General features: G+C 52.9%; 26 protein-coding genes. 2 read left to right on the top strand and 24 right to left on the bottom strand.

Translation table 11 applies throughout. The features are described 5' to 3' along the window. Positions 1 to 97: 97 nt before the first annotated feature. The 7 genes from SELR_RS04680 to SELR_RS04650 form a co-directional block, all read right to left on the bottom strand. Positions 98 to 1012 carry an IS3 family transposase gene (locus SELR_RS04680; RefSeq protein ID WP_014423437.1) on the bottom strand — a complete coding sequence of 305 codons (915 nt, stop codon included), beginning with the start codon at positions 1010 to 1012 and terminating at the stop codon, positions 98 to 100. Beyond that, entirely contained in the window at positions 1009 to 1680 is a 672-nt protein-coding gene (locus SELR_RS04675; protein WP_014423436.1) for a helix-turn-helix domain-containing protein, read from the bottom strand. Before SELR_RS04675 ends, SELR_RS04680 begins: the two co-directional genes overlap by 4 nt. 104 nt (positions 1681 to 1784) lie before the next feature. After that, positions 1785 to 2171 carry a ShlB/FhaC/HecB family hemolysin secretion/activation protein gene (locus SELR_RS04670; protein ID WP_014424050.1) on the bottom strand — a complete coding sequence of 129 codons (387 nt, stop codon included), beginning with the start codon at positions 2169 to 2171 and terminating at the stop codon, positions 1785 to 1787. Beyond that, positions 2171 to 2491 carry a hypothetical protein gene (locus tag SELR_RS04665; RefSeq protein WP_041914265.1) on the bottom strand — a complete coding sequence of 107 codons (321 nt, stop codon included), beginning with the start codon at positions 2489 to 2491 and terminating at the stop codon, positions 2171 to 2173. The genes SELR_RS04670 and SELR_RS04665 overlap by 1 nt, the downstream gene beginning before the upstream one ends. 20 nt (positions 2492 to 2511) lie before the next feature. Further along, positions 2512 to 2793 (bottom strand): hypothetical protein, encoded by a 282-nt coding sequence (locus tag SELR_RS04660; RefSeq protein WP_014424049.1) that lies wholly within the window; start codon positions 2791 to 2793, stop codon positions 2512 to 2514. 410 nt (positions 2794 to 3203) lie between these two features. After that, a complete protein-coding gene (locus tag SELR_RS04655; RefSeq protein WP_014424048.1) occupies positions 3204 to 3548 on the bottom strand; it encodes a HepT-like ribonuclease domain-containing protein in 345 nt (114 codons plus the stop codon). After that, entirely contained in the window at positions 3538 to 3819 is a 282-nt protein-coding gene (locus SELR_RS04650) for a nucleotidyltransferase family protein (protein ID WP_014424047.1), read from the bottom strand. Before SELR_RS04650 ends, SELR_RS04655 begins: the two co-directional genes overlap by 11 nt. Before the next feature lie 196 nt (positions 3820 to 4015). Here SELR_RS04650 and SELR_RS04645 point away from each other — a divergent pair, with 196 nt between their 5' ends. Both SELR_RS04645 and SELR_RS04640 read left to right on the top strand, forming a co-directional pair. Next, positions 4016 to 5965, top strand: coding sequence for a peptidase U32 family protein (locus tag SELR_RS04645; protein ID WP_014424046.1), 1950 nt, complete (start codon positions 4016 to 4018; stop codon positions 5963 to 5965). A 20-nt stretch (positions 5966 to 5985) separates the two neighbouring features. Continuing rightward, positions 5986 to 7284: an aspartate aminotransferase family protein gene (locus SELR_RS04640; RefSeq protein ID WP_014424045.1), complete on the top strand. Its 1299-nt coding sequence runs from the start codon at positions 5986 to 5988 to the stop codon at positions 7282 to 7284. A gap of 50 nt (positions 7285 to 7334) precedes the next feature. Here SELR_RS04640 and SELR_RS04635 read toward each other — a convergent pair whose 3' ends face one another. The 17 genes from SELR_RS04635 to SELR_RS04555 all read right to left on the bottom strand — a co-directional run bounded on the left by SELR_RS04635 (position 7335) and on the right by SELR_RS04555 (position 22308). After that, positions 7335 to 8465, bottom strand: coding sequence for a sodium ion-translocating decarboxylase subunit beta (locus SELR_RS04635; RefSeq protein WP_014424044.1), 1131 nt, complete (start codon positions 8463 to 8465; stop codon positions 7335 to 7337). Between the two features lie 21 nt (positions 8466 to 8486). Further along, positions 8487 to 8837, bottom strand: coding sequence for an OadG family protein (locus SELR_RS04630; RefSeq protein WP_014424043.1), 351 nt, complete (start codon positions 8835 to 8837; stop codon positions 8487 to 8489). A 122-nt stretch (positions 8838 to 8959) separates the two neighbouring features. Further along, positions 8960 to 9736, bottom strand: coding sequence for a sirohydrochlorin cobaltochelatase (locus SELR_RS04625; protein ID WP_014424042.1), 777 nt, complete (start codon positions 9734 to 9736; stop codon positions 8960 to 8962). Between the two features lies 1 nt (position 9737). Next, positions 9738 to 11087, bottom strand: a complete 1350-nt coding sequence (gene glmM, locus SELR_RS04620; RefSeq protein WP_014424041.1) for a phosphoglucosamine mutase — start codon at positions 11085 to 11087, stop codon at positions 9738 to 9740. Between the two features lie 162 nt (positions 11088 to 11249). Then, on the bottom strand, positions 11250 to 11801 hold the full coding sequence (gene pyrR / locus SELR_RS04615; protein ID WP_014424040.1) for a bifunctional pyr operon transcriptional regulator/uracil phosphoribosyltransferase PyrR: 552 nt from the start codon (positions 11799 to 11801) through the stop codon (positions 11250 to 11252). 14 nt (positions 11802 to 11815) lie between these two features. Further along, positions 11816 to 12754, bottom strand: coding sequence for an RluA family pseudouridine synthase (locus SELR_RS04610; protein ID WP_014424039.1), 939 nt, complete (start codon positions 12752 to 12754; stop codon positions 11816 to 11818). Continuing rightward, positions 12747 to 13190 (bottom strand): signal peptidase II, encoded by a 444-nt coding sequence (gene lspA, locus SELR_RS04605; protein WP_014424038.1) that lies wholly within the window; start codon positions 13188 to 13190, stop codon positions 12747 to 12749. Before lspA ends, SELR_RS04610 begins: the two co-directional genes overlap by 8 nt. A 10-nt stretch (positions 13191 to 13200) precedes the next feature. After that, on the bottom strand, positions 13201 to 13830 hold the full coding sequence (locus SELR_RS04600) for a DivIVA domain-containing protein (protein WP_014424037.1): 630 nt from the start codon (positions 13828 to 13830) through the stop codon (positions 13201 to 13203). Positions 13831 to 13858: 28 nt separating this feature from the next. After that, on the bottom strand, positions 13859 to 14653 hold the full coding sequence (locus SELR_RS04595; RefSeq protein WP_014424036.1) for a YlmH family RNA-binding protein: 795 nt from the start codon (positions 14651 to 14653) through the stop codon (positions 13859 to 13861). A gap of 15 nt (positions 14654 to 14668) precedes the next feature. Continuing rightward, complete coding sequence (locus SELR_RS04590) at positions 14669 to 15172, bottom strand: cell division protein SepF (RefSeq protein WP_014424035.1); 504 nt, start codon at positions 15170 to 15172, stop codon at positions 14669 to 14671. 15 nt (positions 15173 to 15187) lie between these two features. After that, positions 15188 to 15889, bottom strand: a complete 702-nt coding sequence (locus tag SELR_RS04585; RefSeq protein ID WP_014424034.1) for a YggS family pyridoxal phosphate-dependent enzyme — start codon at positions 15887 to 15889, stop codon at positions 15188 to 15190. Positions 15890 to 15914: 25 nt separating this feature from the next. Further along, entirely contained in the window at positions 15915 to 16736 is an 822-nt protein-coding gene (gene pgeF, locus SELR_RS04580; RefSeq protein WP_014424033.1) for a peptidoglycan editing factor PgeF, read from the bottom strand. Positions 16737 to 16761: 25 nt separating this feature from the next. Then, a complete protein-coding gene (locus tag SELR_RS04575; RefSeq protein WP_014424032.1) occupies positions 16762 to 18489 on the bottom strand; it encodes a TIGR03960 family B12-binding radical SAM protein in 1728 nt (575 codons plus the stop codon). A gap of 30 nt (positions 18490 to 18519) precedes the next feature. Beyond that, entirely contained in the window at positions 18520 to 18993 is a 474-nt protein-coding gene (nrdR, locus tag SELR_RS04570) for a transcriptional regulator NrdR (protein ID WP_014424031.1), read from the bottom strand. Then, on the bottom strand, positions 18990 to 20897 hold the full coding sequence (locus tag SELR_RS04565) for a YgiQ family radical SAM protein (protein ID WP_014424030.1): 1908 nt from the start codon (positions 20895 to 20897) through the stop codon (positions 18990 to 18992). The genes nrdR and SELR_RS04565 overlap by 4 nt, the downstream gene beginning before the upstream one ends. A 2-nt stretch (positions 20898 to 20899) precedes the next feature. Continuing rightward, a complete protein-coding gene (locus tag SELR_RS04560) occupies positions 20900 to 21727 on the bottom strand; it encodes a helix-turn-helix domain-containing protein (RefSeq protein ID WP_014424029.1) in 828 nt (275 codons plus the stop codon). Positions 21728 to 21855: 128 nt separating this feature from the next. After that, positions 21856 to 22308 (bottom strand): RrF2 family transcriptional regulator, encoded by a 453-nt coding sequence (locus SELR_RS04555; RefSeq protein ID WP_014424028.1) that lies wholly within the window; start codon positions 22306 to 22308, stop codon positions 21856 to 21858. Positions 22309 to 22363 lie beyond the last annotated feature (55 nt).

The following is a 22363-nucleotide window of genomic DNA, read 5'->3' as shown; positions in this document are numbered from 1 at the left end:
AAAGGCCCCCGCCCAGCATGGTGTGCTCCCCGTCAAGTGGACAGGTAAAAAAATAAAAATATTCATTGCTGCTCGCAACTAATGCGAGCAGCTTTTTTCATGCAGCTCCAACCAGTTTTTCGTGGTACTCACTTGGGGTTCGTATGCCTAAATGACGCTGTGGTCTGTCATAAGTGTAATATCTTATATATTCCTCAATTGACTCAACCAACTCTTGCCGGGAAGTAAATCTGCGCCTGTAGTACATCTCGCGCTTCAAGATACCCCAGAAGCCTTCCATGGGGCCATTGTCTAGGCAATGTGCTACACGGGACATGCTTTGTGTCATACCGGCCTGTTCAATTTTGGCGCGGAACAACTTATTGGTGTACTGAAAGCCACGGTCACTATGAAACAAGGGATGTGCCCCTGGATTGGCTTCAAGAGCTTTGTCAAAGGTTTGGAATACCAACTGGTTATTGTTGCTGTCACCAATAACATAGGCAACAGGCCGGCGATCACAGAGGTCAAGGATGGCACTCAGATATACCTTTTTAACGGTTCCGTATTCAGGAAAGTACTTGAATTCGGTCACATCCGTAACCCATTTCTGGTTGTATTTATCTGCATGGAAATCCCTGTTGAGCACATTCTCTGCTGTATAGTATGGATCAACAGCAGGCCTGGTGCAACAGTTGTGACGTCCTTTTATTACGGAGCGCAGTCTCTTCTTGCGGCATATACGCAGGATACGCTTGTCATTAGCATGCAGGCCATGGTCATGCTCAATCTTATCTCGAATCCTTCGGTAGCCCATATCTGGATGCTCCTTATGGATTGATTCTGCCAGGGCAGCAAGCTTCTGGTTCGTTTCTTCGTTTTGTCCCAGCTTCCTGTGAAGCCATTTGTAATACGCAGCCCTGGTTACACGGCCCAACCTGCATAACGCCTTGACTGGATAATCCTTACAGATACTGCTGAGCTCCAGTATCGCCCGGTAGGCAGCCGTATTACGAGTTCTGTCTAGTATCACCGCCTTTCCAATTCCTCGAGTTTTTTTAGAAAATCTATCTCCATCTGCTTTTGTAGCAACTGAGCCTTCTGCATGCGGTTTTCATATCTGAGCCGTTCCAGCTCGTTCATCTCAGACTCAGGCTTCCTGCGGCCTCTGCCGTCCTTGAGGCCTTCGATTCCCTTTTGGTCATATTTCCTGACCCAGGTATAGACCTGCTGGTAAGAAACATCGAATTTCTCCGCCGTCAAAGCATAATCACGGCCATTTGCAATGCAATCCTCTACAATGGATACCCGTTCATCAAATGTAGTTTTTCTGCCTTTAGTCACGATGGTGCTCCCTCCTGTACCGGATGGTTTAAGTTCCTCGTGACTATTATACTTCATAATCCAGTCTTGTAGCTGTCTCCGCGAACGAAGTCCGTATTTTCGGCATATAGCATCTTGTGAATCCACGCCAGAAAGATAATCGTGGATAGCAGTTTCCTTAAATTCAACAGAATAGCGCTGATGATGTCGTTTGAAGAATACATCCGGGCCGCAAGCATCATAGTTACGAACCCATTGCCTGAAGGATCTGCTGTCAACGCCTGCATCCGCGGCTATGGAGGCATAACTGCCCTCTCCACGTTTATACTTTTCAATGAAGTGGATTTTCTCTTCGGGTGATAATCTCTTCTTGTACATAAAATGCTCCCTATCAAGCAGACAGTTTTATTATTTCTTCTGTCTACCTAATAGGGAGCATATCAGCACAAGATGCAAAGACAGGGGGCTTTTCTATTTTTGATTTAGAAGATTTTCCCAGCCATGAACCAAATGCGGCCGCGGCTTTCGGCGTCGCGGGAGAGGTTGTCCGCAAAGCCGATGCGGCGGGCGTAGTCGACACGGGCAAACCAGTCGTTGGGCTTGCTGTAGGTCAGGCCAAGGCCCCAGCCTTTCAGGGTGGTAGCATTGCTGCCGGATTTTTCGGCTTTTACCCATCCGGCATCAAAATAGGTGGACAGCGTCAAGCCCTTGACGGGGGTATGGTAGCGCAGTTCCAGATTGCCCAGGATGCCCTCATCACCGGAGGCTTCGCCCTGCGGGTAAGCCCGGATCCCCTTGGCACCACCTAAGTAGATATGCTCGCTGCTATCCAGGTTGCTGGCGGCTTTCTGGCCGAAGAGTTTCAGCATCACATCAAAAGGGCCGCCCAGTTTCTGCAGGGCTTTTCCACGGTGAGAATACCATCGCCATCCAAAACATTATGCACTACCTGTTTTTCGCCAACGGGCTGTGCCGTTTCTTCCTGCTTGTCGCTGTCACCATGAGTGGTCGCCGTGGTGGAGGCAGTCTCTACACTCTCCTCCTGTTTGTTGTCCTCCTGGGTTGCAGCAGGTTCCGGTGCGGCTGGCGCAACCGTTTCGACACTGGGTACAACCGCTGCCGGAGCCGGAGCAGAATTGGGTGCCGTCACGTCAGCCACATTCTTAAACGTGACATTATCGCCGTCCACCGTGATATCTTGAGCCGCAGTCAGGAACGGTTAGCGCCCAGCACTACATTCAGATAACTGTTGTCTCCGGCAAAGTTTACGGTTTCATCTTTGGCAATGGAAAAATCCTGCCAGGTCAGCAAGTTGCTGGCAACACTGCTGGCAATATCCATTTGGGAACCGCTTTGCGTAATGGTGGCCGTCCCCGATGCCCCGCCCGTGGGCATGGCCTGAGCTGCCGGCATAATGCTGAAGGCGCCGGCCATAATTGCCGCCAATATCCCATAACGGGCTTTCCGTGAAAGCTTGTCATTCCTTTTCATCCTGCCTCATTCCTTTCCCATCAACAAACGAAAAAGCCTTCCCTCAGCAGGCAGACGGGCAGAAAACACCCGCCGTCCCGCTAAAGGAAGGCTCAAATCCACCGTTATTGACTTGTTGATAAACAGCTATAACTAAACGACAGTTGTCCTCCCTGAAAGAACAGGTTTAGGCACACAAAAAACGCCACAAATTTCCCCGCCCTGTAACGCCAACGTCTTCATGCCTGTCCCGCCTTTCACAACGATAACAACTTCAGCAATCATAGTTTTTAATCTTCGCCCCCTTAACAGCAAAATCCTGCCAAGGACGAAATTTTTTCCATCCTGTTATGTATATCGTGCAAAATCAGCCAAAACTTAAGCCCCCATCCTACAATCTGCAAAATGAGAGCCCCTCTACTACTACAATTTTAATCTGTCCCTTGAGAAAGTATTCCACTTAACTGTTCTTTCAATACAGGAAAATCATCCACTACCACCTGGTACACATCTTCCATACGCAAAGTCTGATATTTATGTGCTGTGATATCACGAAATCCAGCCACTTGTTTCCATGGAATATCAGGATACCCTGTCCTCAGTTCATCCGTTACATTCTTTATCAATTCGCCGATATTGATGACAGTCATGCCAATAGCTCTTTTAAGCATTTCATTTTGCAAAAAATTTTCCAAGTTGCTGTTACCAAGCATTTCTGTGCCAACATTTATCTCTGAAATAATTTTCTGCAAAATAATCTTATCTCTATGCTGCATACAGGACAACCTCCTGCCCGACTTCAATCATATCCGACGCCCTAATCGGCCCATGTATCAAATCAACCTTGTTCTTGAGCAGTTCCTCCAAGTCACATTTCATACTAGAAAGCGTCAGCAAGGACACTGGCTGGGAAAATTCCACAATTAAATCTACATCACTGTCTTCTTTCGAGGTTCCCGCAGCCTGAGAGCCAAAAAGCGTAACACGGCTGACCGGATAACGTAATACCACCTGCAAGACTGCCTCTTTTATCAATGCAATTTGCATAGGAAATCCCCCCTTTAGCATCATTTTATCATAGAGAAAAGATTTTTTCCATATTTCACTAAGATGCTGCCTTTCCACGCTGACTATGTACAAATCACCCTACCCATGAATATTGATAGCACCTCCATTCTCTGCTATACTTATTAGTTGGGACTTATAATAAAAAACTATATCCAATAAAGGAGTTTGTCATTAAATGATTCTGAATCGTAAATCCGTAGAACTGCTGGCTCCGGCTGGTACCTGGGACGCTTTGGTGGCCGGGGTGGAGTCCGGTGCTGATGCCTGCTACTTGGGCGGCAAGCATTTCAACATGCGCATGCACGAAGGGGATTTCAACTTCGATGATGAGATGCTCAAGAAGGCCATTGCCTACACCCATGAGCATGGCGTGAAACTCTACATCACGCTCAACAATCTGATCAGCGACGAAGAAATCCCGGCGCTGCGGGAATACCTCACCTACCTCAATGAAATCCGTCCGGATGCTATCCTCGTACAGGATTTCGCTGTGCTGGAACTCATTCACGAAATGGGCATCAAGATTCCCGTGCATACTTCGGTCATGATGAACACCCACAACGAGCACGCCATCGAAAAGCTCAAGGAATACGGCATCACCCGCGTGGTTGTCGGCCGTGAGATGACGCTGTCTGAGCTCTCCTTGTTCCGTGAGCGCACGGGTATCGAGGTGGAATACTTCATGCATGGCGATATGTGCATGAGCGAAAGCGGTCAGTGCATCCACTCCGGGGTGCTCTTCGGCCAGAGCGGCAACCGCGGCCGCTGCCTGAAGCCCTGCCGCTGGGCTTATCAGCTTATTGACGAAAAGACTGGGGAAGTTCTAGACAAGGACAGCGAAGGTGCCTACAAGCTGGCACTCAAGGATATGTGCATGTACCGCCATATCCCCCAGCTGATTCAGGCTGGCGTTTTCTCCTTCAAGATTGAAGGCCGCATGCGTCCGGCTCCTTTTATCCGCCGCATTGTCAGCACCTACCGCAAGGCCATTGACGAGTATATCGCCGATCCTGCCGGCTGGCAGCCTGACGAGGAAGGCTGGAAGAGCCTCTATGATAACCGCGCCCGTGACTTCACGACCACCTTTGCCTTCGGCGCTACGGACAAGAAGGACATCGGCTTTGACGGTCAGCGAGAGCCTCGCTTCTTCAGCGACGCGGTGAAGGAAGCCGGTTTCCAGGACGAAATCCTCAAGCAGGAACGGGATATCGAAAAAGAAAATGCCTCCCACCGCACGTTAAGCGTCCGGGTGAACACCGTAGCTGCGGCCAAGGCCGTGATTGACAACGGCGCGGATATCGTCTATGTGGGCGGCGAAGCCTTCCGCCCCAACAAGCCCTGGAGCCTCAAGGATTATGCCGAAGTCATCGCCTATGCCAAGGGCAAGGCCAAGGTTGTCATCAACACGCCACGCACGACCATGCGCCGGGAATGCGGCGAGCTCGAGCAGTTCTTCACGGCGCTGAAACAGCCCGAACTCAAGGCCGATGGCATTATGGTCAGCAACTTGGGCTCTTTGAAACTGGCCAAGCGCCTGACGAACCTGCCCATCCAGGCAGACCTGTCCTTCAACCTCTTCAACCATCTGGCCGCCAAGTTCCTCAAGGAAAATGGCCTGACCATGGGCACGGCTTCCTATGAGCTCTCCTTCGAGCAGCTGCGAGAAATCGTGGAAAGCTCTGAGCTGCCCATCGAAGTGGTTGTCCACGGCTCCTACGAGTCCATGATCTGCGACCACAACATCCCGGGCATGAGCCTGCCCTTCTTTAACGAGCTGAACAATCCGGAAGTCCTCGACCGCCGCTATGCTCTGCTCGACAAGGCCGGTGAAAAGCACTCCCTGCGCATTGACCAGTTCGGCCGCAACCATATCTACTTTGCCAAGGACCTCTGCCTCTATCCGTACCTCAAGAAGTTCAACGGTCTCGGTTCCTACCGCATCGAAGCGCAGGATTACAGCCCGGAATTTGCTGGCATGGTAACGCGCATCTACCGCACGGCGCTCGATAACCTCGACGCTGGCAAGGAAGCCTTCCACGAAGACGACCTCGTCACGCTCCAGAAGGGCCCCCGCGAGCTGGGCCTCGGCACCTACCGGTTCCGCCAGAGCCGCAATTCCATTTAACAAATTTTAAGGGGAACGTTATGGAAAGCAAAAAATTCATTGGCCCTGAGGCCATTATCGAGAAAAAGAAAAAATACATCATGCCCTGCCTGGGCCACTTCTACAAGAAGCCGGCCCAGATGGTCAAAGGCTCCATGCAGTACCTTTGGGACAGCACGGGCAAGAAGTATCTGGATATGTATGCCGGCGTGTCCGTCATGAACTGCGGCCATTGCAATCCGGAAATCCTGGAAAAGATGAAGGCCCAGATTGACGAATTGCAGCATGTCTGCAATATCTACCTGACGGAAAACTTCGTGAACCTGGCAGAAAAACTGGCGGCAGTCACCCCCGGCGATCTGCAGAAATCCTTCTTCTGCTCCACGGGTTCCGAAGCCACCGAGGGCGCCTTCCTGCTGGCTTCCGTCTACACGGGCAACAGCGAGATCATCGCCCTGCGCCATGGCCTCCATGGCCGCACGAAGCTGGGCATGAGCGTCACGGGCCTTACCATGTGGCGCACCGACCCCAATCCCGTTGGCGGCATTCACTTTGCCCCCAATCCCAACTGCTATCGTTGCCCCATGAACAAGAAGTTCCCGGAATGCGATTACGCCTGCGCCAATGCCATTGAAGACCTCATCAAGACGTCTACCTCCGGCAAGCCCGGCGCTTTCATCGCCGAAACCATTCAGGGCAACGCCGGCTGCGTGGTACCGCCGAAAGGCTACTTCAAGCGCGTCAAGGAAATCCTCGACCAGTACAACACCCTGCTGATCATCGATGAGGTACAAACGGGCTTTGCCCGCTCCGGCAAGATGTTCGCCATCGAGAATTATGACGTGGTGCCCGATATCATGTGCATGGCCAAGGCTTTGGGCAATGGCGCGCCGATTTCGGCCTTCATCTCCACAGCCAAGATTGCCGACACCTATACCCGTCCCGGTGCTTCGACGCTCGGCGGCAACCCGGTGTCCTCCACTACAGCTATGGCGGTTCTCGATTATATCGAAGAACACAAGCTTATGGAAAATGCCGCCGCCCGCGGTAAGCAGCTCAGAAGCGGCCTGCGGGAGCTGCAGAAGAAGCATCCCGTTATCGGTGATGTGCGCGGCCTTGGCCTGATGGACGGCGCGGAATTCATCCACGCCGATGGCAGTCCGGCACCGGAAGTCCTCGATGATGTATTGGAAACCCTCAAAGACCGCGGTTTCATCATTGGCAAGAACGGCGTAGACCGCAATGTCATGGCCTTCCAGCCGCCGCTCGTCATCACTGAGGAAAATGTCAATGATGTGCTGAATGCCCTGGATTTGGTACTGACCGAAAAGAAACTGTAAAATCGCAATAAAAAAAGAGGCAAATGCCTCTTTTTTTATTGCGATTTCATTTACTTGAGCATGGCCAGCATAGTACCAGCAGCAACAGCCGTACCGATAACGCCTGCCACATTCGGGCCCATAGCATGCATCAGCAGGTAGTTGCCCGGTTTGGCCTTCATGCCCACAACCTGGCTGACGCGGGCAGCCATAGGCACAGCGGATACACCAGCGGAACCAATCAGCGGATTGATTTTCCAGCCGGACAGACGGCACATGATCTTGCCGAAGAGGACGCCGCCAGCCGTACCAGCGATGAAGGCCACAAGGCCCAGACCGATGATCAGCAGGGTTTCCGTGCGCAGGAAGTCATCAGCATTCATAGTCATACCGGTACCGGTAGCCAGGAAAATCGTGACGATGTTGCACAGGGAGTTCTGGGCCGTATCGGACAGACGATCCATAACGCCGGACTCACGGAAAAGGTTACCCAGCATCAGGCAGCCCAGCAGTGATGCGATAGGCGGCAGGAGCAGGCTGATGATGATAGCAGCCACAATCGGGAAGCAGACGCGCTCGAACTTCGTGACCGGGCGGAGCTGTTCCATCGCCACTTCACGCTCTTTCTGCGTGGTCAAAAGCTTCATGACCGGCGGCTGGATCAGCGGCACCAGCGACATGTAGGAATAAGCAGCTACGGCGATAGCGCCTAAGAGATGCGGTGCCATCTGGATGGACAGGTAGATGGCCGTCGGGCCGTCAGCACCACCGATGATGCCGATAGCGCCAGCTTCCTGTACCGTGAAACCTAAAAGCATGGCACCTACGAGAGCGACAAACACACCAATCTGCGCAGCTGCACCCAAAAGCAGGGTAACAGGACGCGCCAACAGCGGGCCGAAGTCCGTCATCGCGCCAATGCCTAAGAAAATCAACGGCGGGAAAATCTCATTTTCGATACCATAGTGAATGGCCTGCATCAGACCGGGATCCGTGAAGAAACCCGTACGCGGGAAGTTTGCCAGCACACAGCCAAAGGCGATAGGCCCTAAGAGCAGCGGCTCAAATTCCTTGACGATAGCCATATAGAGAAGCAACAGACCAACGAGAATCATAATGCCATTGCCCATGGTGAAAGCGGAAAAACCGCTGTCAGCCCAAACAGCCTGCAGGGAAACGACAAATGCATTCAATAATTCCATAATAATTCCTCCTTCCCTGCCTTAGCCCCGGCCCTGTATGCGGCCGGAATTTTTCCAGTTGTTACGCTCCAGAGGACGAATGGCCCGGACACTGCCTGCCCCATAGCCCATGCTGGCTACAGCGGCCGCAATCACGGCTACTACCTCTGGAGAAATCCCCTCTTCCACAGGTGCAGTCACGGGTTCAGCTGCAGGAGCTTCCACCGCCGGTGCTTCTTCCACCACTTCCTCCTTTGGTGCCGTCTTCGGCTTGGTGGGATCAATCATATGGATCAGATTGATGACCACGCCCAGAGCTATCAGCACCAGGAACACCACTGTCATGTTGATCAGCATGATGATCAACGGATTGGTTGTTACAGGTTGTGACATATACTCACCTCATTCAATTTTTAGGCACCCCTTGCCTTATTTTGATAGACTTACACTTGATTATTATAACCCATATTTATAAAAATAGAAATACCCTTTATTAGCAGATTATTAGCAAATGTTCAAAAATCCCATTCCTGCAGCCGCTTGACATAAAGCTGCTGAAAAGCTGTAAATTCCCCCAGCCCCTGCAGCCTGGTACGCACGGTCAGACCGGCAGCCCGCAGGCGATTGAGCCAGGAATCTTCGGCAGGCCCTGCAATATCCTCATTTACATGGCTGCCACCGGAAAGCAGCAGAGGTGCCAGCAGAATTTTTTCCACGCCCTTCTTCTGCAATCTGGTCAGCACCTCGGCAAAATCAGGGGTATCCGTGGGCTCGATCACGCCGATATGCAGTGGAACTCCCTCCTTATCTGCCAATTTCTGCAGATTTTCATAAGCAGGATTATGCTGATGGGGCGAACCATGCCCCACCAGCACCAGTTCCTCTCCCGGAGCCAACGAAAAAATCTCTTCCAGCACCGAGAGCACATCTGCGCTATCCTCATTTTTCTCCATAATCGGGCGGGAAATCAGCAGCCGCTCAAAGACCTGCTGGTATTTTGCCGCGACTTGCAGAACCTTCTTCTCATATTCCTCCCCGGCCGTCAAATAACCCGGCTGGATGATTACCTGCGTGAAGCCATCCGCCTGCAAGCGTTCCAGAGCTTCCGGCAGGGAATCCACATGGATGCCCTGTGCCGCCAGCTTTTTCCTGATGAACACCGATGTATAGGCCTGCCGGACTGTTACGTCCGGAAAGGCCGCCTGCAGCCGCTGGGCGGCTGCATCGATGCAGCTATGGCGGGCCTGTTCACTTGCCACACCAAAACTTGTAAATAAAATCGCTTTCTTCATATCAGCCCTGCTCTTTTTTCACGACATCGGCAATTTCGTTGCAGATACGGTCCAGCTGGGCCTGATCCGGGCCTTCAGCCATGACGCGGATCAAGGGTTCCGTGCCGGAGGGACGCACGAGGATACGGCCTTCGTTGCCCAGCTCAGCTTCGCCCTTGGCGATGGCGGCAGAGATGGCTTCATTCTTTTCCCAGCCTTCCTTGGTGGCTACGCGGACGTTGACCAGCAGCTGCGGATAGGTGGTCATAAGCGCCGTGAGTTCGGAAGCCTTGCGGCCGCTGCGCTTCAGAGAGGACAGAACCTGCAGGGCCGTGATGGGGCCGTCCCCGGTTGTGCTGTAATCCGTGAAGATGATATGACCGGACTGCTCGCCGCCGATCTTATAGCCGCTCTTGAGCATGTTTTCCAGTACATAACGGTCGCCCACCTGCGTTACTTCCACGCGGCCGCCCGCTTCCTTAATGGCCTTATGGAAACCGATATTGGCCATAACCGTGGATACGACAGTCTTGTGGGGCAGGGTGCCCTTCTTGATCATATCCTGAGCGCACATCACGAGGATATGGTCGCCATCGATGATCTGGCCCTTTTCGTCCACGCAGAGGCAGCGGTCAGCGTCACCATCATGAGCGATACCGAAGTCGGCATTGTTTTCCACCACAGCTTTCTGCAGGGATTCCATATGGGTGGAACCGCAGTTGTCGTTGATGTTGACACCATTGGGCAGGGCATGGATGACCTTGACCTTGGCGCCGAGTTCGCGCAGGACCTTGGGCATAACCTCGTAGGCAGCACCATTGGAGCAGTCCAGCACCACTTTCATGCCGTCAAAGCGTTCCTGGCAGGTGCTGATGACAAACTCGATATACTGGTTCAGGAGGTCAGTACGATATTCAATATGACCGATATGTTCCCCCGTGGGACGGGCCAGATTGTCGTCATTTTCCAGCTGATGCACAATGGCCTCAAGCTCGTCTTCCACAGCATCCGGCAGCTTGTAGCCATCGCCACCAAAGAATTTGATGCCGTTGTCATGGAACGGATTGTGGGAAGCGGAAATCACGATACCAGCCTTGGCCTTGTGACGGCGGGCCAGGTAGGCAATTGCCGGCGTCGGGATCACGCCAGCCAGCATGGCGCGACCACCAGCAGAGCAGATACCGGCAGTCAGAGCGGCCTCAAACATCTCACCGGACAGACGGGTGTCGCGGCCAATAAGAATCAGCGGCTGCTCGCCATTTTCCCCACCAAAGTAAATCGTAGCCGCACGGCCCAGACGATAAGCCAGCTCCGGTGTCAGATCCACATTAGCCTCACCGCGTACACCATCAGTACCAAATAATCTTGCCATAATAAAATAAGTCCCCCTATTTTTGAAATTCATATATGCTTTGCGTATAAACACACAAACATAACTATCTTATCATATTTCGCGTAAATAAACTACTTTTTACGCCTACTCACGTGAAAAATGCCCTGACAAGTCAAATCCATAACCAGCCAGGGCAATCTTTTATTCTTTGATTTCGCGCAGCATGACATTTTCCGTTGCATCTGTGGCATCCAATTGTACGCTGACGACTTCCTTGGAGGAAGTTGGCACATTCTTACCCACGAAGTCCGCACGGATGGGCAGTTCCCGATGTCCCCGATCAATCAGCACAGCCAGCTGAATGGTCTTGGGACGGCCATTGTCGATGATGGCATCCAGTGCAGCCCGGATCGTACGGCCCGTATAGAGCACATCATCCACCAGGACAATGGTCTTGCCCGTGATATCCACCGGCAGTTCCGTGGGGCGCACAACCGGCTGATAGCCCAAAGTGGACAGATCATCACGATAGAGGGTGATATCCAGTACCCCTACCGGCGGTTTTTTCCCTTCAATCTTTTCGATATATTCTGCTAATCTTTCTGCAATGGGCACACCTCTGGTGCGGATTCCCACGAGCACGATATTTTCCACGCCCTTGTTCTTCTCCACGATTTCATGGGAGATACGGGTAAGGGCACGGCGGATTCCTTCGCTATCCATCAGGATGGTCTTATCGGTAAACTCTGGCATAATGACGCCTCCTCTTATTGTGCGGCCTTGGCGCGTTTGTTGCGCAAGCCGGTCAGAATCTTCTCCATATCAGTTGGCAAAGGTGCTGTAAATGTCATTTCTTCCCTGGTGACAGGATGTGTCAAGGTCAGCTGCAAAGAATGCAGTGCCTGTCCCTGGATTGCAAAGGGCGAGGATTTTTTCGGCCCGTATTTGGGATCATTGACCAAGGGATGGCCAATGCTATTCATATGGACGCGGATCTGATGGGTACGCCCCGTTTCCAGCTTGCACTCCACCAGCGTATACTCCCCGAAACGCTCCAGCACCTTGAAATGAGTAACGGCCGGTTTGCCGTTTTCCCGGACGATGGCCATCTTCTTACGGTCAGTGGGATGACGGCCGATATCGCCCTTGATGATGCCCGCTTCTTCCTTGATGTTGCCATAGACAATGGCCCAATAAGTGCGATGAGCAGCTTTCGTGCGAATCTGTTCGGCCAGATCCAGATGGGCCGTATCATTTTTCGCACAGACCATCACGCCGCTGGTATCCTTGTCCAGCCGATGCACGATGCCCGGGCGGATTTCCCCATTGATGCCGGATAAATCCTGACAGTGATGCAAAAGCGCATTGACCAGGGTGCCGCTATACACGCCGGACGCGGGATGCACTACCATGCCCCGGGCCTTGTTGACCACGATGATATCCTTGTCCTCATAGAGAATGTCCAAGGGTATGTCCTCAGGTTCTACGCTGATGGGTTCCGCTTCCGGCAAAGCCACCTGCACAGCCTCGCCACCCCGCAGCTTGAAATTCGCCTTGCGCTGCGCACCATCCACCAGCACATGAGCCTGTTCAATGAGTTTCTGCACATGGGAACGGGATAGCTCCGGGCATTTTTCCACCACGAACACGTCCAGCCGCTGCCCCTTTTCCTCTGCGGTAAATACAACAGGTTCCATATTATTCATCCATTTCCTTTTCCTTGTAGAGTATGGCATAAATCATGCTGATAACCCCCAGCACGATGGCGATGTCTGCGATATTGAACACCGGCCAGATGCGGAAGTCAAAATAGTCCACCACGAGGCCGCTGCGGATACGGTCAATCAGATTTCCCACAGCGCCGGCCAGCAGCGCCACGCAGCCATAATGGAAATATCCGCATTGACGCTTCAATCGCGGATAATAAAAGCAAAACGCAGCAATCATTGCTGCGCCAGCCAGGATAAAGAACCAGCTTTGATGAGGCAGCATGCCAAAAGCCGCCCCCGGATTCAATACATAGGTGATGTGAAAGATGCCCTTGATAACCGGAACACTTTCCCCCGGCGTCATGGTGGTCATAACCAGTAACTTAATCAGCTGATCCAAGGCCAGCAGTACAAAAAACAATCCTCCAGCCATCTATATACGCTTACCCCTCCTGCTTGTTCACGTCATCTTCCTTCTTCGTCAGTTCCTGCGCTTCATAAGGAACAGCCTGATGATCGTTCAGGGCTTTCTGCAGGGCTTCTGCCTGCGTGCCCATGGTCTTCTTCTCCCGCTCTTCCTTTTCCGGGTCTGGCAGCTGGGACATGGTATCATCGATCACAGCCAGTTCCGATTCCAGCGTTACCTTGATCTTCCGCAGGAAGTTGTTCTTCTCCCGCACGAGACGATCGTATTCCTCTACAATCACCTGTGCTTTCTTCTTGGCATCCTCGATGATCTTGTCGGCCTTCATCTCAGCTTCCTGCACCTTGTTGGCACATTCCTTGGCCGTGTTTTCCCGGGATTCCTCCGCATTCTTGCGGGCATTGCTGGTTACTTCCTCCGCCGTCTTCTGAGCCACGAGAAGCGTATCCTTCAGATTCTGCTCCAGCTGCTGATACTGTTCATTGTCCTTCTTAGCCCGGGATAATTCCTCTTTCAAGCGGTCATTTTCCCGGAAGAGCTTTTCGTAGTCATTGACCACCTGATCCAGGAAATCATCGATTTCATCCTCATTGTAACCACGGAAACTCCGCTTAAAATCCTTGTTGTGTATGTCCATTGGTGTAAGCAAAACTATTATCCCCTATCTATAAAAAAAATTATAAATATCGTTTCAAAACCACAACCGTACGGCCTTTTTTCGTCGTACCTCTGACCTCAGCCACTTCCAGCCGGCCTCTGCCGCGCATGGAGAGGATGTCGCCTTCCTTGACATTCTGGGAAGCACTCTTGGCGGGCTGCCAGTTGATCTTGAGCTTGTCAGCGGCGATATCAGAAGCCGCTTTACTGCGGGAGGAACCGAAGCCGGCGGCGGCGATGGAGTCCACGCGCAGGGATGCCACCGTAGCACGGATCTCCTTGCAACGCTCCTCTTTTGGCGCGATGGAACTGAGATCCGCACGCTGGCATTCCACGCCCACAGCGCCGATCTTATCGAGGTTCGCCAGCAGGAAATCTGCCATCTTCTCCTCGCAGATGATCTTCACGGAATCATTGGTCACCAACAGGTCACCGATGGTGTCCCGTTCAATGCCCTGCCCCATGAGGGCGCCGAGCACATCACGATGGCTGAGCCGGGCGAACTGGCCGTTCCACTTGGCTTCGATGCAATCAATGCCAAAGCTGGTGGGGGTACCGGCAAAGTCCTCATGGATGAAGATGGCTCTGGCCCGTTCTGCCCCCTGATAACCGCCCGCAAAATCCACGCGGATATTACCATAGTTGGCCGCCACGGTTTCGGCGATTTCCTGACCAAAGGGATCGAGGAAGCCAGAAATGCGGAACTTCTGGGTGCGCAGGATATTTTCAGCCAGATCTACCAATTTGATGACGATTTCTTCGCCTTCGGTGCCTTTATAGAACCGAATCAGTTTTTCTTTTTGTTCACTTGCCATATTCGAACCTGCCCCTTATTTTTTCAGCCAGGGCATCTCTGCCGAAACCTTCTTCTCTTCTTCCGTGTAGCTCACGTTGACATTGCTGGGTGCACACAGGAAGACATTATGCCCCACCTTCTTGATCTCGCCGTTCAGGGCATAGGTAGTGCCACTGATAAAGTCGATGATGCGCTTGGCATCATCTGCTTCGGTCTTTTCGAAGTTGATGACCACGGGCTTCTTCTCCCGCAGGTTATTGGCCACCTGCTGGGCATCGTCAAAGGTCTTGGGTTCGATGACGATGACCTTCATCTTCATATTGGTTACTGTATTATTCTCCCGGGCCGAAGCTGCTGACTGGAAATCTACCACATTCCGGGCGCTCTCATTGCGTTCATGGCTCATGTCAAAACTCTCTTCCTCTTCTTCCGGTTCGTAATCCCGGTCTTCTTTCAATCTTTCCTCGATGGAATCCAACCTTTCATCCGCCGGGTCCATCAGTCCCATCTTTCCACAGACTTTATCGATTATACTCATGACTATTCCCCTTCATTAATATTGGCGCGGCCCAAAGATGGCTGTGCCTACCCGCACCATATTGGCGCCTTCTTCCACGGCTATTTCGTAATCGTGAGTCATACCCATCGATAACGTATCAATATTCGACGTTGGCAGGTCTAATTCCTGTACGTCCTGAAAAATTTTATACATTTCCCGGAAAAGCGGGCGGCATAGTTCCACATCCTCGTAGTTCGGTGCCATGCACATCAGCCCCCGCAGGCGCAGATTCGGCAGGGCGTTTATGGCCTGCAGATCAGCCAGCAGATCCTCCTTATAGATGCCGGACTTGCTTTCCTCTTTGGCCAGATTCACCTGCACCAGGATATCCTGGACTTTATCGATCCTGGCAGCCTCGCTGTTGATGGCTTCCGCCAGATGCAGGCTGTCCACCGAGTGGATCAGGTCAGAAAACTTCACTGCCTGCCGCACCTTGTTGGTCTGCAGATGACCAATCAGATGCCAGGTCACGCAGTTGCCAATCTCGGCAAATTTCGTCTTGGCTTCCTGCACGCGGTTCTCGCCCACATCCGTGGCACCGGCATCAATGGCCTCCCGCATGGCGGCAGTATCGTGATTCTTCGTCACCGCCACCAAGGTGACCGCTGCATCCTTTGGCACGGTAGTGCGCCGCTGTCTGGCTGCTTCAATCTTTGCTGCAACATTTTGATAACGCTCTGCTATTTCCTGCCCCAAAACACTCACCCCTGATAGAAATCCATTAGTACTGATTCAGTGCGATTATGGCGGCCATGCGCCCGGTCTGCCCACCTTCGGCCCGATAGGAATAGAACCACTGGTGCTGGCAGTCGGTACAGGTGTCGGCCATTTCGATATTCTCCTTGGGAATCCCCGTCTCCAGCAGCTGCAGGCGGTTGGCTTCCCAAAGGTTGACATAAAGCTGCCCTTGCCGCGCAGAAATTATGGTATCGGCGTTCTTGGGAAATGCCTCACGGAATTTCTCTGCCACATCCTCACCTACGGCAAAACAGCAGGGGCCGATGGAAGGGCCGATTCCCGCCAGGATATCTGCCGGATCGGAACCGAACTCCTCCTGCATGCGCCAGACCGTTTCCCGCGCAATTTTCGCTACAGTCCCCTTCCAGCCTGCATGGGCAATGCCCACAACCTTTTTCTCCGGATCGAGGAAGATGACCGGCACGCAGTCGGCAAAACAGAGCATCAGCGGCAGCCCCGGCTCGTTGGTGATCAGGGCATCGGTATCTGCAATGGCATCATCATAAGCCCTTGCCCCGCGGCCGGCATCAGCGGCAGTCACCACCTGTATGTTCGCCCCATGCACCTGCTGCGGCGTCACCAGTTTCTCAGCCTTCAGCTCCAGTGCCTGGAAGAATCGCTGGCGGTTCTCCCAGACGATATCGGCTTCGTCTCCCACATGCAGGGCCATATTGAGCCCCTTGTAAGGTTTGACACTCTCACCGCCCAATCGTGCTGAAAAAGCGTGCTGGCAGATATTTTCCGCGAAAGAAGTGAACTTCCCCCGCCACAGATTATTGCCCAGATGTTCAATTGCAAAACTCATCCGCTCACCCCATCATTTGCCTTTATTATCCACATACACCACAGCGATGACAGCCGTCAAAGCACTGGATGGTTGGTTTCAATTCTTCTGCTTTCTTCATTTCCTGATAGATGTATTCCCGGCTGAAGCCCATATCGAGAGCCTCCCAGGGGAAAAGCTCGTCGGCTTCCCGCTGCCGGTAAAGATAATCGTCCATGGACAGGCCGCAGTCCTTCATGGCCCGCTTGAAGGACTTGCTGCCGCCGTTCTCACAGGCCAGCAGCAGAGCCTCGCCCACCTGCCGGTCCCCCCGGGCCAGCACGCCCTGAATGAAAGCTTCTTTGGGCGATTCCACGCCCACAATAATATTTTTGCGCTTACGCAGGCCCTGTGTCAAGGTTTTCGCAGCTTTTTCCACATATTTCTTATCCGCCATGGGCAGCCATTGGAAGGGGGTGAAGGGCTTGGGAATGAAAGGATTGACACTGAGCGTCAAGGTTCCCTTGCTGCCATGCTCCTCCATATAGTCCTTGAGACGTCCGGCCAGATCCACGATGGCTTCCACATCTTCATCCTGTTCGAAGGGCAGGCCAATCATGATATAGAGGCGGAAATGACGGATGCCGGCCTGCAGGCCCATATCCATGGCATTGAACAGATGCTCTTCCTCAATGCCCTTGTTGATGATGGCCCGCATGCGGCTGCTGCCCGCTTCCGGGGCCATGGTCAAGGTCTTGAGGCCGCTTTCAGCCAGAGAATCCACCAGTTCCTGCGTCACGGAGTCCGCCCGGAAGGAGGCCACGGACATGGACAAACCCTCACCCAGAATATCCTTGCAGAGCTCGTTGATTTCCGGATAATCGGAAATCGCCGCCCCCATCAGGCCAATACGCTTCTTATACTGCAGGGCCTCTCTTACCTCCCGCGTCACCACGCCCAGGGAACGGTTGCGGGGACGGCGGAAGCAATAACCGGCCATGCAGAAACGGCAATGGCGGCCACAGCCCCGGGCAGTCTCAATCAGGTAGAAATTGAATTCCGTATTTTCCGTGCGCACCACGGTATGGGCCGGGTACGCATCGAGATCCTGCACCCACTGACGGGAAACCCGGGCCGGCGCTCCAGCCAGCGGTTTGATGTCCAATAAGCCGCCATCTTCCCCATAGCTGTGCTCATAAAGGGAAGGCACATAGACACCAGGCACCTTTGCCAGCCGCTGCAGCATTTCCTGACGGGAAACGCCCTCGCTCCTGGCCTGATAGAACACATCCATCAATGCCGGCATAATGACTTCGCCCTCACCGATAATAAAAGCGTCAATCACGGCCGACAGCGGCTCCGGGTTAAAGGTGGCACAGGGGCCGCCTGCAATGACCAGCGGGTCCATATCTCCCCGCTCCGCTGCCCGCACCCTGACCTTGCCCAGCTCCAGCATCTTGATGACATGAAAGTAATCCATTTCAAAGGAGAGCACAAAGGCAATCATGGCAAACTGCTGCAAAGGCAGCTGATTTTCCACGCTCATCAGCGGCGTACGGGTATTCTCATAGCGCTCGATGCTCTTGCGCTCGGGCAGGAACACCCGCTCACAGGCCGTATCGCTGCGCTTGTTCAAGAGATCGTAAATGATATGCAGCCCCAGATTGGACATGCCGACAAAATAGGAATTGGGATAGGCCAGTGCCACGGGCAGACGCGTGCCCAAGGGATAACGGTAATAACCTTCCTCCGCTGCCAATTGTTCCTTTAACTCCTGTTTCAGCTCCCAAGCCAAATGCCTTTCTCCTTTAACTCACTTCAAACCTTACTCTTTTTCCGCTGCCTGCTTATGGGCCTGCAGCTCCTGCAGCTCCTCCATGAAGCTGCTGATGTCCGCAAACTTCCGGTAAACCGAAGCGAAGCGGATATAGGCCACCTCGTCGAAATTCTTGAGTTTGCTCATGACCAGCTTGCCTATTTCAGCCGTGCTGACTTCCTGTTCCATGCTGTTGCGGATATCCCGCTCGATTTCATTGGCCAGATTCGTAATTCTCTCCAAGGAAATATCCCGCTTGTCGCAGGCACGGATGATACCATTCAGTATCTTGTCCCGCTTGAAGACCTCCCGGCGGCCATCATTCTTGATGACCATCAACGGCTGCTTTTCCACCACTTCATAGGTGGTGAAACGGCGGCCGCAGGAGGTGCACTCCCGGCGGCGGCGGATGGTTGCCCCATCGTCTGCTGATCTGGAATCTATTACTCGACTGTCGTTTTCTTTACAATATGGGCATTTCATCGCCGCACCTTCTTTATCACTTTATTTTTCGGCCTGTTTGACCGCTGATTGGTCGATCTTGACCGGTCAGTTTTTGACTTGTCAGACCTTGACTTGTCAGTTTTTGACCTATCATTGCCAGCCGGTCTGACCAGACATTTCTTGTCAAAGCCAATCAGATCCGTACGCCCGGCAATGGTCAGGGCCTTGCGCACAATGGCCTGATTCTTCGGCAGCCAATACTGCATCAAAGCCCGCTGCATCAACTTGTCCTCCGGGGATTTAGCCGAATACACAGCTTCTCCCGTCAAGGGATCAATCCCCGTATACCACATGCAGGTGGAAAGAGTTCCCGGTGTGGGGATGAAATCCTGCACCTGCTGGGGATGATAGCCCTTGTCCCGAATGAACTCCGCCAGTTCAATGGCATCTTCCAGGTGGGAACCGGGATGGCTGGACATGAAATAGGGCACCAGATACTGCTTCTTGCCCAATTTCTTGTTCATGGCCGTGAACTTATCCACAAAACGTTCATAGACCTTGCGGTTGCTCTTGCCCATCATGCGGGTTACCCGGTCGGTAATATGCTCCGGGGCAATCTTGAGCTGGCCGCTGATATGATGTTCACAGAGTTCTTGCAAGAATTCATCTTTGGCCAGCAGCAGATAGTCAAAACGCACACCGGAGCGCACAAAGACCTTCTTTACCCCCGGAATCGCCCGCAGTTCCCGCAGCAGCTTGATATAGTCGCTATGGTCAGCCACGAGATTCTGACACGGAATTGGGGACAGGCAGGGCTTGCCCCGGCAGGTACCACGCAATAGCTGATCATCGCAGCTGGTACGGCGGAAATTAGCCGTAGGACCGCCCACATCATGGATATAACCCTTGAAGCCCTTTTGCTGGGTGAGGATCTTCGCTTCACGAATCAATGACCTATGGCTGCGCCGCTGGATGATCCGCCCCTCATGGGATATAATGGCGCAGAAGTTGCAGCCGCCGAAACAGCCCCGCTGGCTGGCCAGGCTGAACTGCACCTCGGCAATAGCCGGCACGCCGCCATCCTTGTCGTAGATGGGATGCCAGGTGCGCATATAGGGCAAATCGTAAATCTCATCCATCTGCTCTTCATTCAACGGCTTGGCCGGCGGGTTCTGCACCACGCACCACTCGTCATTCTGCTGGGCCAGCTTGCGCCCGCGGAAGGCATCCTGTTCCAGATACTCCAGCTTGAAAGACTCCGCAAACTTACGCTTATCCGTGGACACTTCCTGATAAGAAGGCAAGGGCAGATGATCCCAGACATAGTCCATATTGGGCACCTTATAGCAGGTACCCTGCACATCCTGAATATTGCCGATTTCCACGCCCTGCTGCAGATCTGCGGCCACTTCCAGCAGCGCCCGCTCGCCCATGCCGAAGATCAGCATATCGGCGCCGCTGTCCACCAAAATGGAACGGCGCACGGCATTGGACCAGTAATCGTAATGAGCCAAACGCCGCAGGCTGGCCTCGATGCCGCCGATGATGATGGGCACATCGGGATAGAGCTCCCGCAGACGGTTGCAGTAGACAATGGTGGCCCGTTCAGGACGGTAACCGGATTTTCCCCCCGGCGAATAGGCATCCTGATGACGCATCTTCTTGGCCGCCGTGAACTTGTTGAGCAGGGAATCCATATTCCCTGCAGAGACAAGAAAACCCAGCCGTGGTTTTCCCAGGCGGTCAAAATCCCTGGTAGAATGCCAGTCCGGCTGGGGAATGATTCCTACTTTATAGCCATGCTTCTCGAGCAAACGGCAAAGAATGGCCGGGCCAAAGCTGGGATGATCCACATAGGCATCCCCGGACACAAACACAAAGTCCAGCTGTTCCCAGCCCCGCTCTTCCATATCCTGTTTGCTGATTGGCAAAAATTCCTTCATTATTACTTGCTATCCTTCTTATCGGCAGCTGCAGCATCAGCAGCCTGACCATCCGCTGTGAACGTCTTTTCCACAACCTGTCCGACGTTGCCAGCCTTGCCCATATCCTTGCCGTTAACCTTCATCTCCACAGCACCGGCGTTGCCAGCGGTGATCACCACTTTATCCTTGCCCTTCCAGGTCTCCGTCTTACCGGATTCCATCGTGCCTTCGTAAACAGTCTTGCCGTCAGCGACAACCTGCGTCCAGCATTTATCCGTAAACTTGGCCACGAGTTCAACACCATCCGTCTTGACCGGCTGTGCTTCCTTCGGCTCCTCCGCCTTTTTCTCCGCACTGGCTGGTGCCTTGGCCGTCTGGGTTACAGCCTTGGTCGGCTGCTTGGGTGCATTGCTGTCATCCATGGCAAAGAGATAATAAGCCCCGCCTGCTACCAGCAGCACAATCAGTGCAATCAGCAGATTGTTGGAACGATTGCTGGGCGAGGAAACCTTCTCCTGGTATTCACTGCCCATAGCCAGCTTCTGTTTCACTTCTTCCTTATTCTGCACCTCGGCCTCAGCCAACTGCTGTTTTGCCTCTTCCGCTGCGGCCACATCCTCCGGATGATTCTCCTCCATGAACCGGTGCACGATGGCATCGGCATCCATCTTCAGGAAATTGGCATAGTTGCGGATAAAGCCCTTGGCATATACCTTCCCCGGCAGCTTGTCGTACTCGCCATTTTCAATGGCCTCTATATAAAGGGCGCGAATGCTGGTGCCCTTTGCAATGTCCTGAATTGTCAGATTCTGACGTTCTCGTTCGGAACGTAACATGTCTCCTATCATACTGAAAATTCCTCCCTTATATTAAAGTGCCTTGAAAACACTGCTAAACATCATTATACATAAATCACCCCCGTAATACAAATTTTTTTTGGCCATAGCAAAAGCCCTCCACCAGGGAGGGCTTGCAATCAACTGACGGCGCAGCCAATATTCTCTTTTCCTTTAGCATTGTCCAGCAATGTCTGCAGCGTAATGTTTTCCAACACCTGACTGATGCTGTCGCATACCTGCTCCCAAACACCTCTGGTCACACAGCCGCAGGCCTTGGCACATTTCTGCTCCGCGGCCCCGGCTTCAGCCAAAAGACAATCCACCACCGCAATGGGGCCTTCCACCGTGGTGATAATCGCCCCAATGGTGATTTCCGTCGGACTCTTAGCCAGCATATAACCGCCCTGCGCCCCGCGGATACTCTGCACAAGGCCGCCCCGCCGCAGAGGAACCATAAGCTGTTCCAGATAATTTTCCGACAGCCCCTGACTCTGCGCCACACTCTTTAACGACACCGGGCCTTCACCATAGTGACGGGCCAATTCATAAAGCGCCGTCACACTATATCTGCCCTTGGTTGAGATTTTCATAATCCACCTCGAAAACTTCGCGAAATAATATTAATCTACTATAGCAGAAAAATAC

The organism is Selenomonas ruminantium subsp. lactilytica TAM6421 (assembly GCF_000284095.1).
GTDB lineage: Bacteria > Bacillota > Negativicutes > Selenomonadales > Selenomonadaceae > Selenomonas_A > Selenomonas_A lactilytica.
The sequence above is the reverse complement of the archived record's forward strand: the minus strand, read 5'-3'. Positions and strand labels throughout refer to the sequence as shown.